Origin of the sequence: Aeromonas sp. R7-4 (assembly GCF_040908055.1) — a bacterium.
GTDB classification, from domain to species: Bacteria; Pseudomonadota; Gammaproteobacteria; order Enterobacterales; family Aeromonadaceae; genus Aeromonas; species Aeromonas sanarellii.
In genome coordinates this window covers 16138-29442 of the sequence record NZ_JBFODA010000063.1, presented here as the reverse complement: position 1 = coordinate 29442, position 13305 = coordinate 16138, and the positions used below count along the sequence as shown (strand labels likewise).

Genomic DNA, 13305 nt, shown 5'->3' with positions numbered 1-13305 from the left:
GTGTTATGCGCGGGTCAATGTGCGGATAAGCGCCGTCTCGCTGGCGGAGTAGGGGGTGCCGTCCTCTTCCAGCAGGTCATGGAACCAGACCCGGCGAAAATCGGGGTCGATATTGCGGACGAAGGGCCAGGGCAGGTGGGTCTGGGTCTTGCCTTTCACCAGGCCCCATTGATAGGCGCCAATCTTCAGCTCCTTGAACAGGGGCAACTGCTGCTCCACCACGCTGCCGACATGGCGTGCCAGCCACTCGGTGCAGAAGATCGGGCGGCGATAGCTGCCAACCACCTCCAGTGAGATCCTCAACCCCTCCATGCGCTGATAGGAGTGGAAGCTGATGACGTCAGACAGCTCCATGGCGCGCCGGTCGGTGGGGTGGGTGAAGGTGTTTTCCGGGGTAAATTCCGAGTCACCCTGACCGATGCTGTAGGGGGCGTGCCAGGCGCCGACGGTGAGCGGCTGGGTGGGGTTCTCCTCCCGCGCCCAGACGAACGCCAGCTCCATCAGATAGTGGGCGTAGGTCTCCAGCGCCTCGTCGAAGCGTACCTCCACATCGCCCTCCGCGAAGATGCCGCGGTTGGTCGGCTCATTGTAGAGATCCCAGATGAAGATCCGTTCGTCATTGGCGAAGGTACGCACCAGATCGCGGATGTAACGCTCCAGATCGCGCCACTGGGTCGGATCGATGACGACGTTGCGGCCTGGGCTCGCCGCTGCCTGGCTGTTGTGCACGTCGTCCCGCGGCGGTTTCTGGCTGCCCAGATAGGGGTGATCGCCGGAGAAGCCGCAGTCATCCATCAGGGTCATCATCACGCGGATGCCGTGCTTGGCGCACAGGCCGAGGAACTGCTCGATGCGGGCGATCAGGCCGTCGCGGTCGTGCTGCCAGACGATAAACGGCAGGTTGGTGCGCAGGGTGTTGTAGCCCAGCTCGCTGGCCCAGCCCAGCTCCTGATCGATGGTGGCGGGATCGAAGGTCTCGGCCTGCCACATCTCGGTCCAGTTGACCGCGGTGCGGGGCAGATAGTTGAAGCCCAGCAGCCAGGGCTGCTCGTCATACCAGGCGTTGGCCTGCTCGATCGTCCATTGTTGTACCGCCATCGGAACCTCTCGCTAAAGTTTATTTTGATTAGCTAATTTTATTAGCTGATTTTCGCGATGGCAAAGGAGGAAGGGCAGAAGTTGGTGCTCAGTCACAAAATGAGCTCCCTGGTTGCACTATCGCTTAGAGACGCGCGGTTCGCATCGAGCCCGCGGTGATAAGCCACAGAAGTCGAGCACGAGGGGGATCACGCGGCGGGAGCCCCTGATCTTGCGGGTCATGACTGGTGAGAGAGAACCAACTAATAATATTAGTTGGCGGCAGGCTGCCAACGCCTATGGGAGATGGCAGCCTGCTGAGGGGGCTATTTGTCTGTCGGGATCAAGCGATATCGGGTCTGATGCCGATAGGTCTGACCGGGCAGCAGCCAGGGATCGCCGAGCTCGGGGCGGTTCGGGCTGTCCGGCAGTTGCTGCGCCTCCAGGCAGAGCCCCTGATAGTTCTGCCACTCGCCGCCGCCACGGGCCGGGGTGCCGGCCAGCCAGTTGCCGGTGTAGAGCTGCACGCCGGGCTGATCCGTGTACATCTCCAGGCAAAGGCGCTTGTCGCCCGAGACCAGGGTCACGGCGGGCTCGTCCTGCGGCCCGTCCAGCAGGAAGCAGTGATCGTAGCCACGGCACCGCACCAGCTGCGGATGGTCCTGCGAGTCGGCGCCGATGCGGCGTGGCTGGCGCAGGTCGAAGGGGCCGTCCACCTCGGCCTTGCCGAGCGGGATCGAGCGTTCGTCGGTCGGCAGGTAGCGATCGGCGGCGATACGAATGCTGTGGTCGCGCACGTCACCACCATCCAGGTTGAAGTAGGCGTGGCTGGTGAGGTTGACCGGGGTCGGCGCATCCGTGGTGGCGGTCAGCTCGATCACCAGATCCCGCTGCTCCAGTCGGTACTCCACCTCGACTTCCAGATTGCCGGGGAAGCCCTGCTCGCCATCGGCCAGCCGAGTGCGCAGGCGCAGGCGGTCGGCAGCCTGCTCGACCAGTTGCCAGGCCCGGTTGTGGACGGATTCATGACCGCCGTGCAGGCAGGTGGTGCCCTCGTTGGCGCTGAGGATCCACTCCCGACCATCCCGTACCAAGCGGGAGCCGCCGATGCGGTTGGCGAAGCGACCGACGATGGCGCCGAGATAGGCCTGCTGGCGCGGGTAGTCGGCGGGCTCGCAGGCCAGCGCCACGTTGCGATACTGGCCGTCGACGGTCAGTCCCAGCTCGGTGAGGGTGGCGCCGAAGTCGAGCACGCTGGCCTTGAGGCCTGCATCGTTTTGCAGGTGAAATTCTTGCATCAGATGGCTCCCGCCCCGGTGTCGTTGCTGGGGCAGACGTTGCGGCCTGCCCTGATGATGGTGCCTGTGTTGAATGTGGTCATAGCTGGCCCGCCCCGGCGCTGGCGCGACAGACGTAGCAGTCTGCCTTGAGGCCGAAGCGAGCCTGATACTCGGCCTCGACCGCCGCGATCGCCGCGGCCACCTTCTCCGGACGCAGCACGGCCACCACGCAGCCGCCGAAGCCGCCGCCCGTCATGCGCACACCGCCCTCGCTGCCGATCTGGGCCTTGATGATCTCCACCAGGCCGTCGATGGCGGGCACGGTGATCTCGAAGTCATCGCGCATGGCGGCGTGGGACTGGCCCATCAGCTCGCCGAGGCGCGCCAGATCGCCGGACTCCAGCGCATCGGCGGCGGCCAGGGTGCGGGCGTTCTCGCCGACCACGTGGCGGGCGCGGCGATAGCTCGCCTCGTCCAGCCCCGCCTTGCCGGCTTCCAGCGCGGCCAGATCGAGGTCGCGCAGCGCCTTGACGCCGTAGTGGCGGGCGGCGGCCTCGCACTGCTGGCGACGGGTGTTGTATTCGCTGTCCACCAGGCCGCGGCGCACGTTGGAGTTGACGATCAGCACCGCCAGATCACTCGGCATCGGGATGAGGCGGGTCTCCAGGGAGCGGCAATCCAGCAGCAGGGCGTGATCCTTCTCGCCGCTCGCGGAGATCATCTGATCCATGATGCCGCAGTTGCAGCCGACGAACTGGTTCTCCGCCTGTTGGCCGTTGAGGGCGATCTCGGCCTGGCTGATGTCAAGTCCCTGCGCCTCCTTGAAGGCCTGGCCAATGGCCACCTCCAGGGAGGCGGAAGAGGAGAGCCCGGCCCCCTGGGGCACGTTGCCAGAGACCACCATATTGAGGCCGCGCAGCTGATAGCCGCGCCCTTGCAGGCACTTGACCACGCCGCGGATGTAGTCGCTCCAGCGTTGATCCGGATGATGGGCGATGGGCTGGTCCAGGCTGAACAGATCGCGCTGGTTGCCGTAGTCGGCGGCGACCACGTGCACCAGGTTGTCGGTGCGGTGGCCGATGGCGACGCAGGTCTCGTAGTCGATGGCGCAGGGCAGCACGAAGCCGTCGTTGTAGTCGGTGTGCTCGCCGATGAGGTTGACGCGGCCTGGGGCTCGGACCAGCAGGTCGGGTTGCTGTTCAAACTGCTCGGCGAAGACGGCGCTGACGCGCTGGCTGGGGGTCATGGGGTCACCTCATTGGCTTTGTAATGAACGGGGGAGAGGGAGCGCAGGCGCTCGGCGGCCTGTTCCGGGGTCAGGTCTCGCTGGGTTTCGGCCAGCATCTCGAAGCCCACCATGAATTTGCGCACCGTGGCGGAGCGCAGCAGGGGCGGATAGAAGTGGGCGTGCAGCTGCCAGGCCTCGGGGCAGTCCGACTTGGGCGGCGCGAAGTGCCAGCCCATGGAGTAGGGGAAGCTGCACTCGAACAGGTTGTCGTAGCGGCTGGTCAGCTCCTTGAGCGCGATGGCCAGATCCTGCTGCAACTCCGGGGTGAGATTGAGCAGGGAGGGCACATGGCGCTTGGGCAGCAGCAGGGTCTCGAATGGCCAGGCGGCCCAGAACGGCACCACGGCCAGCCAGTGCTCGGTCTCCACCACGATGCGGGAGCGGTCTTTGAGCTCCCGCTCCACGTAGTCGACCAGCAGCGGGCGGCCGTGCTCGGCCAGCCAGGCGCGCTGGTGTTCCTCTTCCCGGGCGATCTCGTTGGGCAGGAAGTCGCTGCCCCACAGCTGGCCGTGGGGGTGGGGATTGGAGCAGCCCATGACGGCGCCCTTGTTCTCGAACACCTGCACCCATTCCCACTGGGCTGACAGCTCGGCCACCTGGCTCATCCAGGTGGTGATCACCGCCTCGATGGCGGGCAGTTCCAGCTCGGGGAGGGTCTTGCCGTGGTCCGGCGAGAAGCAGATGACCCGGCTGGTGCCGCGGGCGGCCTCCAGCTTCAGCAGGGGATCCTGCTCGCCGGCGGCGGCCGGGGTGTCCTGCATCAGGGCGGCGAAGTCGTTGGTAAAGACGAAGGTGCCCCGATAGTCGGGGTTCATGTCGCCGGTGACGCGCTTGTTGCCCGCGCAGAGGAAGCAGTCGGGATCGTGGGCCAGGCTCGGCGCCTGGCTCACCTTCTCGACCTGGCCCTGCCAGGGGCGCTTGGCCCTGTGGGGGGAGACCAGCACATACTGGCCGGTCAGCGGGTTGAAACGGCGGTGGGGGTGATCAACGGGGTTGAACATCATCACTCCAGTCAATGAGTTGGGAGAATCGTCATGGAGAGGCCGGGGGCCTACTCCTCGTAACCGTTCGGGTTGGCGGACTGCCAGCGCCAGCTGTCGGCGCACATGGCCGCGAGATCCCGGCTGGCGTGCCAGCCCAGCTCACGCTCGGCCTTGGCCGGGTCTGCCCAGCACTCGGCGATGTCGCCGGGGCGCCTTGGCTCGATGCGATAGGGCAGGGGGCGGCCGCTGGCCGCCTCGAACGCCGCCACCATCTGCAGCACGCTCTGGCCCTGGCCGGTGCCCAGGTTGTAGGCATGGACGCCGCCCTTGTGGGTGCAATGCTGCAGCGCCTTGACGTGGCCCTCGGCGAGATCCATCACGTGGATGTAGTCGCGTACCCCTGTGCCATCCGGGGTTTTGTAATCGTTTCCAAAGACCGAGAGGCAGTCGCGGCGACCGATGGCGACCTGGGTCAGAAAGGGCATGAGGTTGTTCGGGATGCCCTGGGGATCCTCTCCCAGGGTGCCGGACTCGTGGGCGCCGACCGGATTGAAGTAGCGCAGCAGGGTCATGCTCCAGTGGGGCTCGGCAGCCTGCAGATCCTCGAGGATCTCCTCGATGATCAGCTTGGATCGCCCATAGGGATTGGTGGCGCTGCGGGGGAAGTCTTCGCGGATGGGCACGCTTGCCGGGTCGCCGTAGACGGTGGCCGAGGAGCTGAACACCAGGTTGTGGACCCCGGCGCGTTTCATGGCCTGCAGCAGCACCAGGGTGCCGCCGAGGTTGTTGTCGTAGTAGTCGAGGGGAATGCGGGTCGACTCGCCGACCGCCTTGAGGGCGGCGAAGTGGATCACGGCCCCTATCTCCTGCTCGGCGAAGATGCGATCCAGCAGGGCCGGGTCGCGGATGTCCCCCTGGTAGAACGCGGGCGCCTGCCCGCTGATGGCGGCGATGCGCGTCAGCACGCCGGTCTTGCTGTTGCACAGGTTGTCCACCACCACGGGCTCCATGCCTGCGGCCTGCAAGGCCAGGCAGGTGTGGCTGCCGATATAGCCGCAACCGCCGGTGACCAGTACTTTCATCCTCTTCTCCACCCTTGGATCCTCACACAGGAAAGTCTGAGAAGGAGTCTAGCCGAGGGGTTGGAAGGTAAACTGTGATCCGGTTAACGGTTTTGTGTAAACGATTACACTTGTTTTTGTCGTCACGAATGCCGTGGGGTGACTTTTTCCACTGTTATCAGGGACATTGCCCGGTATAATGCGTCATATCGAACCGTGAAATAAGTGAAAACAGCATGAGCACCATCAAGGATGTCGCCCGTTTGGCCAATGTGTCGGTGGCAACGGTTTCACGGGTGATGAACAATTCACCCAAGGCCAGCGCCGCCTCCCGCGAGGTGGTGCTGAAGGCCATGGCCGAACTGGGCTACACCCCCAACGCCAACGCCCGGGCCCTGGTCAGCCAGACCTGCGACACCATGGGCGTGGTGGTGGGCGACGTGGCCGATCCCTTCTTCGGTGCCCTGGTCAAGGGTGTGGCGACGGTGGCGGTCGAGCAGGGATTGCACCTCCTGATGGGTAATGGTTTTCACCGAGCCCAGCAGGAGCGGGAAGCGATCGAGCTGCTGATCGGCAAGCGTTGCGAGGCGCTGGTGGTGCACAGCAAGGCGCTCGGCGACGAGGAACTCATCGACTATGCCCTGCGGGCCCCCGGCATGGTGCTGATCAACCGCGACATCCCGAGCCTGCGGGGGCGCTGCATCGCCCTCAACAACCGTCAGGGGGCCGCGACCGCGACCCGCCATCTGCTGGAGCTGGGCCACCGCCACATCGCCTTCCTGAGCTCGGATCACGCCATCGAGGATGCCTTGCTGCGCCATCAAGGCTATCAGGACGCCCTAGCCGAGGCGGGGTTGAGCGCCGATCCCGAGCTGGTGGAGAGCGGCATGCCCAATGAGGAGGGTGGGGAGCGCGCCATGCTCAACCTGCTGGCCAAGGGGCTGCCCATCACGGCTGTGGTGGCCTACAACGATGCCATGGCGGCGGGGGCCATCTCGGTGCTGGCGGACAACGGCTTCAAGGTGCCGGAGGAGGTCTCGGTGGTGGGGTTCGATGACATCATCTACGCCAGATACTTGCGGCCCAAGCTCTCCACCATGCGCTATCCCATCGAGCTGATGGCGGCGCAGGCGGCCAAGCTGGCATTGCAGCTCGCCGCGGGGGAGAGCGAGTCGGTGCAGAGCCGCATCTACACTCCGACCCTGATCAACCGTCACTCGGTCGCCCCCGTCAGGCCCTGATCCTTCCCGCCCATTTCACCTGCGACGGGGCCGTCCCCTGCGCCTGCACCAGCGCAGGCGGGGGCTGACTCCTCCATCCCGCGTCCATCGCTGCGTCCGGGCTGCGACAGCTCTCACCGCGGCGACAGCGCTTTGGCGCGCCTAAGATGGGGTCACAGCCGCCATCTACCCTAGTCTCTGCGCCATCATCAGCATCGCTGCACCCTCAGGGGCCGGGCGCGCTTCTATGCCGTCTCCGGCCCGTGGAACCGCAGCTGCATGGGCTTCCACCCCTGCCAGCCAGCGCCCTGGCCCCGCAGTGTGCCAGCGAAGCCTGTGCACCTGCGGTACGCCACTCGGCCCGACTGGCTGCCGACGCCCCGGTGTGGCGGCCCTTTACCCCTATTTATCCGATTTTTACTCCGCTTTACTTAACAAAATAAGTGTAATCGTTTACATCTGTGTGAGCGAGATCGCCGATCGCCGGTCAAAACTTCCCTACACTGCAATGGTTTTCAGCGCTCATGCAGGGAGAGAGAAGCATGCTCAGGGAGATAGTGGCCCGTCAGGACTGGCAGACCCAGGCGATTACGTCGGTGAATCGTCTGCCCACCCATACCCCCTTGTCCAGTTGGCGCAGCGAGGCCGAGGCGCGAGTCGGGCTTCCTTCGCCTTCCAGCATGCTGCTCGACGGCGAGTGGCGTTTTTCTTTCTTCGGTGCCCCCGAGCAGGTGCCCGAGCGCTGGGTGAATGAGGATCTGCCCGACGCGACGGCCATCCGGGTACCCGGCAACTGGCAGCTGGATGCGGCCTACCCAGGGTTGCGGCCTGCGACCGACGTGCCCATCTACACCAACATCAAGTATCCCTTCCCCTGCGATCCGCCCAGGGTGCCCGCCGAGAATCCCACCGGCTGCTACTCTCGCGGGTTCGCACTGCCCGCCGACTGGCTGGCCGGCGGCCAGACCCGAGTCATCTTCGACGGGGTGGACAGTGCCTTCCACCTGTTCTGCAACGGCCGCTGGGTCGGCTACTCCCAGGACAGCCGGCTGCCCGCCGAATTCGATCTGAGCCCCTTCCTTCAGGGTGGATCCAACCGGCTCGCCGCCCTGGTGCTGCGCTGGTCCGACGGCTCCTATCTGGAGGATCAGGACATGTGGCGCATGAGCGGCATCTTCCGCTCCGTGAGCCTGCTGCACAAACCGGCCCGTCATCTGATGGATATCCGGGTGACGCCCGAGCTTGACGCTTGCTACCGGGATGCCCGCCTCAAGGTCGATCTGCAGGTCAATGAGGGCAGCGGCCTGGCGGTGGAGGCCAGGCTCTATCTCGGTGAGACGCTGATCGCCGAGCGACGCCAGCCGCTCGGCACCGGCGCCATCGACGAAAAAGGGGTTTACGACGACCGTGCCGAGCTGTGGCTGGCGGTGGCGGCGCCGCACAAGTGGAGCGCCGAGACGCCCCATCTTTATCGTCTGACCCTGACCCTGCTGGACGAGCAGGGGGCGCCCATCGAGAGCGAGGCTTATGACGTGGGCTTTCGTGCGGTGGAGATCCGTGGCGGCCTGCTGCGGGTCAACGGCCAACCCCTGCTGATCCGCGGCGCCAACCGCCACGAGCACCATCCCGCCACGGGACACGCGGTGGCGCCTGCCGACATGGAGCAGGATCTGCTGCTGATGAAGCGGCACAACTTCAACGCGGTGCGCTGCTCCCACTATCCCAACCACCCCGAGCTCTATCGCCTGTGCGACCGGCTGGGCCTCTACGTGGTGGACGAGGCGAACCTGGAGACTCACGGCATGACCCCCATGGGTCGGCTGGCGCGGGATCCCGCCTGGAGCACCGCCTTCCTCGAGCGGGTCACTCGCATGGTGGCCCGGGACTTCAACCACCCCAGCATCATCATCTGGTCCCTCGGCAACGAGTCCGGCTACGGCCCGGCCCACGACGCCATGTATCGCTGGGTCAAGGGGAGCGATCCGAGCCGCCCCGTGCAGTACGAGGGGGGCGGGGCCGACACCCCGGCCACCGACATCATCTGCCCCATGTATGCCCGCACCCACCAGGATCAACCCTTCCCGGCGGTGCCCAAGTGGGCGCTCGGCAAGTGGATCGGCCTGCCAGGAGAGACCCGGCCGCTGATCCTGTGTGAGTACGCCCACGCCATGGGCAACAGCCTGGGGGGCTATGCCCATTACTGGCAGGCGTTTCGCGATCATCCCCGCCTGCAGGGCGGCTTCGTCTGGGATTGGGTGGATCAGGGGCTGGACAAGCAGACAGACGAGGGTCGCCACTTCTGGGCCTACGGCGGCGACTTCGGCGACGCCCCGAACGATCGCCAGTTCTGCTGCAACGGCCTGCTGTTCCCGGATCGCACCCCCCATCCCTCCCTGTTCGAGGCCAAGCGGGCCCAGCAGCCGTTCGCGCTGACGCTGATCGAGCGGCAGCCGCTGACGGTGGCGATCCACAGCGAATACCTGTTCCGCCCCACGGACAACGAAGTCTTGCGGTGGCGGCTGTGTGAGGACGGCGTGGCGTTGAGCCAGGGAGAATGCCTGCTCGACCTGGCGCCCCAGGCCAGCGTGACGCTGACCCTGCTGGATCGGCTGCCGGCTTTCACGGCAGGCTCCCTCGCCTGGTTGGAGCTCGCCATGGTGCAGCCGGCCGCCACCCCCTGGGCCGAGGCGGGGCACGAGGTGGCACGCCAGCAATTCATGCTGCCCACGCCGCTGGCGCTGCCCGGCCTCTCTGCCCCCGCCAGCTTGCAAGAGCAATCCGATCGATGGCTGGTCACGGCGGGTGGCACCGAATGGCGGCTGGACAAGGCCAGCGGCCGCATCCTGAGCTGGCGCAAGCGGGGACGCGAACAGTTGCGGGAGGCGATCTGCGATCACTTCTACCGGGCGCCGCTCGACAATGACATTGGCACCAGCGAGGCGGATCACGCCGATCCCAATGCCTGGATTGCCCGCTGGCAGGAGGCCGGACTGAACGATTTGAGTCATCGCTGCCTCGGCCTGGAGGCGAACCCGGCGCAGGGGCTAGTCACGGTACGCCACGGCTACTTCGTGGGCGACGAGCCGAAGGTGCTGACCCGCTGGCACCACAGGTTTGGTGATGATGGCGCCATGGCGCTGGAGATCGAGGTGGAGATCGCCGCCGACATGCCCTCCCTGCCCCGCATCGGGGCCAGGCTCTGGCTGGCCGACGAGGTCGCTGGGAATGGCGAGGTGAACTGGCTGGGGCGCGGCCCCCACGAGAACTACCCGGACCGCCTGCTGGCCGCCGACCTCGGTCGCTGGCAGTCGTCGCTCGATTCACTGCACACCGCGTATGTGTTCCCGACCGACAACGGCCTGCGCTGCAATACCCGCCAGCTGCGGCTGGGGGAGCTGGAGGTGGAGGGACACTTCCACTTCAGCGTCAGCCGTTACAGCCAGCAACAGCTCGCCCTGGCGCGTCACCAGACCGATCTGGTGGCCGAAGGGGGAGTGCACCTCTGCCTCGATGGCTTCCACATGGGGGTGGGAGGCGATGACTCCTGGAGCCAGAGCGTGCGGCCCGAATTCTGGTTGTTGCCGGGAAGTTACAGCTGGCACTGCATTTTGCGCTAGATGGGCTAGTCTTTCATGGCGAGGCCTCGAAAGAGGCCTTAACTTACATAACTATTTAATTTTTAACAATATTGCTTCTATGTAACAGAGTGTAAACGTTTTCATTTTGTTGCCATGATCACAGACCATCACACAACAAACTGATTACATTAGGCTGGCGCCAGTTCACATGGTGTACGCATTCCCTACAAAAACAGATAGAGATCGGAGCATAACAATGAAAAAACTCACGACAGTTGCCACCTTGCTGATGGGACTGATGGCGGGAGCCCAAGCCCAGGCCGATACCCGTATCGGTGTCACCGTCTACAAGTATGACGACAACTTCATGGCCGTGGTGCGCAAGGCCATCGAGAAGGAAGCGGCAGCCAATCCCGGCGTGGAGCTGCTGATGAACGACTCCCAGAATGACCAGTCCAAGCAGAACGACCAGATCGACGTATTGCTGGCCAAGGGCGTGAAGGCGCTGGCCATCAACCTGGTCGACCCGGCGGCGGCCCCTGTCGTGATCGAGAAAGCCCGTGCGGACGAGATCCCCGTGGTGTTCTACAACAAGGAACCGAGCGCAGCCGATCTGGCCAGCTACGACAAGGCCTACTACGTAGGGACCGACTCCAAGGAGTCCGGCATCATCCAGGGCGAGCTGATCGCCAAGCACTGGAAGGCCCATCCCGAGTGGGATCTGAACAAGGATGGCGTCATCCAGTTCGTGCTGCTCAAGGGTGAGCCGGGCCACCCGGATGCGGAAGCCCGTACCACCTACGTCGTCAAGACCCTGAACGACGGCGGCGTCAAGACCGAGCAGCTGCACATGGATACCGGTATGTGGGATACCGCCATGGCCAAGGACAAGATGGATGCCTGGATCTCCGGCCCCAACGCCAACAAGATCGAAGTGGTCATCGCCAACAACGACGGCATGGCAATGGGCGCTGTTGAATCCCTGAAGGCCCAGGGCAAGACTGCCATCCCGGTGTTCGGTGTCGACGCCCTGCCGGAAGCCCTGGCCATGGTCAAGAGTGGCGCCATGGCGGGCACAGTGCTGAACGATGCGGCCAACCAGGCCAAGGCCACCTTCGAGCTGACCAAGAACCTGGCGGAAGGCAAGCCGGCCGGTGAAGGCACCAACTGGAAGATCGACAACAAGGTCGTGCGTGTTGCCTACGTGGGCGTAGATAAAGACAACCTGTCCCAATTCGAGTAATTCCCACCTCCAGGGCAAGGGAGATCCCTTGCCCTTTTTTCAACCAGATGTGATGGCTGATATGACAACACGGCAACAATCAGAATGGCTGTTGGAGATGATTGACGTCAGTAAGAGCTTTCCCGGCGTCAAGGCACTCGATAATGTCAATTTACGGGTCCGTCCTCATTCTGTGCATGCGTTGATGGGCGAGAATGGCGCAGGGAAGTCCACGCTGCTCAAGTGCCTGTTCGGCATCTACGAGAAGGATCAGGGCAAGATCTTCTTCAAGGGCGAGGAGGTCAACTTCACCTCGTCCAAGGAGGCGCTGGAGAACGGTGTCTCCATGGTGCACCAGGAGCTGAACCTGGTTCTACAACGCACCGTGATGGACAACATGTGGCTCGGCCGCTACCCCATCAAGGGGTGGTTCATCGATCACGGCAAGATGTATGACGACACCAAGCGCATCTTCGAAGAGCTGGACATCGACATAGACCCGCGGGTCAAGGTCGGCACGCTGTCCGTCTCCCAGATGCAGATGATCGAGATCGCCAAGGCATTCTCCTATGACGCCAAGATCGTCATCATGGACGAACCCACCTCCTCCCTGACCGAGAAGGAGGTCAACCACCTCTTCAAGATCATCAACAAGCTCAAGGAGAAGGGGTGCGGCATCGTCTACATCTCCCACAAGATGGAAGAGATCTTCCAGCTCTGTGACGAGATCACCATATTGCGGGATGGCCAGTGGGTGGCGACCCAGTCCCTCGAAGGGCTCACCATGGACAAGATCATCGGCATGATGGTCGGCCGCGAGCTCACCCAGCGTTTCCCGGAAAAAACCAACCAGCCGAAAGAAGTGATCCTCGAGGTCGAACACCTGACGGCCAAGAACCAGCCTTCCATCAAGGACGTGACCTTCAACCTGCACAAGGGGGAGATCCTCGGCATCGCCGGTCTGGTGGGGGCCAAGCGCACCGACATCGTGGAGACCCTGTTCGGCATTCGCGAGCACAGCGAGGGGAGCATCAAGCTTCACGGCAAGGAGGTCGCCAACCGCAACGCCCACGAGGCGATCCAGAATGGCTTCGCCCTGGTCACCGAAGAGCGCCGCTCCACCGGGATTTACTCCCGTCTCGATATCGCCTTCAACTCCCTGATCGCCAACATGGACAACTACAAGGGATCCATGGGGCTGCTCAGCGACAACAAGATGAAGAGCGATACCCAGTGGGTCATCGACTCCATGCGGGTCAAGACGCCGACCCAGCAGACCCAGATCGGCTCCCTGTCCGGCGGCAACCAGCAGAAGGTGATCATCGGCCGCTGGCTGCTGACCCAGCCGGAGATACTGATGCTGGACGAACCGACCCGCGGCATCGACGTGGGGGCCAAGTTCGAGATCTACCAGCTCATCCTGGAGCTGGCGAAGAAGGACAAGGGCATCGTCATCATCTCGTCCGAGATGCCGGAACTGCTCGGGATCACCGATCGCATCCTGGTCATGAGCAATGGCCGGGTCGCTGGGATCGTCAACACCAAAGAAACTGACCAGAGCGAGATCCTGCGCCTGGCATCTCTGTACCTATAAAG

Annotated in this window: 9 protein-coding genes; 4 read left to right on the top strand and 5 right to left on the bottom strand. The window is 64.1% G+C overall.

What is annotated here, in order from left to right:
* Positions 1–3: 3 nt before the first annotated feature.
* The 5 genes from AB5Y72_RS17015 to galE form a co-directional block, all read right to left on the bottom strand.
* Positions 4–1098 carry a cellulase family glycosylhydrolase gene (locus tag AB5Y72_RS17015; RefSeq protein ID WP_042078749.1) on the bottom strand — a complete coding sequence of 365 codons (1095 nt, stop codon included), beginning with the start codon at positions 1096–1098 and terminating at the stop codon, positions 4–6.
* Positions 1099–1403: 305 nt separating this feature from the next.
* Positions 1404–2375 (bottom strand): aldose epimerase family protein, encoded by a 972-nt coding sequence (locus tag AB5Y72_RS17010; protein ID WP_325782786.1) that lies wholly within the window; start codon positions 2373–2375, stop codon positions 1404–1406.
* A 79-nt stretch (positions 2376–2454) separates the two neighbouring features.
* Complete coding sequence (gene galK, locus AB5Y72_RS17005) at positions 2455–3603, bottom strand: galactokinase (RefSeq protein ID WP_325782787.1); 1149 nt, start codon at positions 3601–3603, stop codon at positions 2455–2457.
* Positions 3600–4646, bottom strand: a complete 1047-nt coding sequence (locus AB5Y72_RS17000) for a UDP-glucose--hexose-1-phosphate uridylyltransferase (RefSeq protein WP_325782788.1) — start codon at positions 4644–4646, stop codon at positions 3600–3602. Before AB5Y72_RS17000 ends, galK begins: the two co-directional genes overlap by 4 nt.
* Before the next feature lie 50 nt (positions 4647–4696).
* The gene (gene galE, locus AB5Y72_RS16995) at positions 4697–5710 is read right to left on the bottom strand and encodes a UDP-glucose 4-epimerase GalE (protein WP_042078754.1); all 1014 of its coding nucleotides are present in this window, start codon (positions 5708–5710) and stop codon (positions 4697–4699) included.
* Positions 5711–5925: 215 nt separating this feature from the next.
* Here galE and AB5Y72_RS16990 point away from each other — a divergent pair, with 215 nt between their 5' ends.
* The 4 genes from AB5Y72_RS16990 to mglA all read left to right on the top strand — a co-directional run bounded on the left by AB5Y72_RS16990 (position 5926) and on the right by mglA (position 13303).
* The gene (locus AB5Y72_RS16990; RefSeq protein WP_042078755.1) at positions 5926–6930 is read left to right on the top strand and encodes a substrate-binding domain-containing protein; all 1005 of its coding nucleotides are present in this window, start codon (positions 5926–5928) and stop codon (positions 6928–6930) included.
* A 521-nt stretch (positions 6931–7451) separates the two neighbouring features.
* Positions 7452–10526 (top strand): beta-galactosidase, encoded by a 3075-nt coding sequence (locus AB5Y72_RS16985; RefSeq protein WP_368199284.1) that lies wholly within the window; start codon positions 7452–7454, stop codon positions 10524–10526.
* A 217-nt stretch (positions 10527–10743) separates the two neighbouring features.
* Positions 10744–11730, top strand: a complete 987-nt coding sequence (gene mglB / locus AB5Y72_RS16980; protein ID WP_042078757.1) for a galactose/glucose ABC transporter substrate-binding protein MglB — start codon at positions 10744–10746, stop codon at positions 11728–11730.
* 52 nt (positions 11731–11782) lie between these two features.
* Entirely contained in the window at positions 11783–13303 is a 1521-nt protein-coding gene (mglA, locus tag AB5Y72_RS16975) for a galactose/methyl galactoside ABC transporter ATP-binding protein MglA (RefSeq protein WP_325782790.1), read from the top strand.
* Positions 13304–13305: the final 2 nt, after the last annotated feature.

Excerpts from the sequence above, each read along its gene's own strand:
- AB5Y72_RS17015 (WP_042078749.1), bottom strand. The coding sequence starts at position 1,098 with ATGGCGGTACAACAATGGACGATCGAGCAGGCCAACGCCTGGTATGAC.
- AB5Y72_RS17010 (WP_325782786.1), bottom strand. The coding sequence starts at position 2,375 with ATGCAAGAATTTCACCTGCAAAACGATGCAGGCCTCAAGGCCAGCGTG.
- galK (WP_325782787.1), bottom strand. The coding sequence starts at position 3,603 with ATGACCCCCAGCCAGCGCGTCAGCGCCGTCTTCGCCGAGCAGTTTGAA.
- AB5Y72_RS17000 (WP_325782788.1), bottom strand. The coding sequence starts at position 4,646 with ATGTTCAACCCCGTTGATCACCCCCACCGCCGTTTCAACCCGCTGACC.
- galE (WP_042078754.1), bottom strand. The coding sequence starts at position 5,710 with ATGAAAGTACTGGTCACCGGCGGTTGCGGCTATATCGGCAGCCACACC.
- AB5Y72_RS16990 (WP_042078755.1), top strand. The coding sequence starts at position 5,926 with ATGAGCACCATCAAGGATGTCGCCCGTTTGGCCAATGTGTCGGTGGCA.
- AB5Y72_RS16985 (WP_368199284.1), top strand. The coding sequence starts at position 7,452 with ATGCTCAGGGAGATAGTGGCCCGTCAGGACTGGCAGACCCAGGCGATT.
- mglB (WP_042078757.1), top strand. The coding sequence starts at position 10,744 with ATGAAAAAACTCACGACAGTTGCCACCTTGCTGATGGGACTGATGGCG.
- mglA (WP_325782790.1), top strand. The coding sequence starts at position 11,783 with ATGGCTGATATGACAACACGGCAACAATCAGAATGGCTGTTGGAGATG.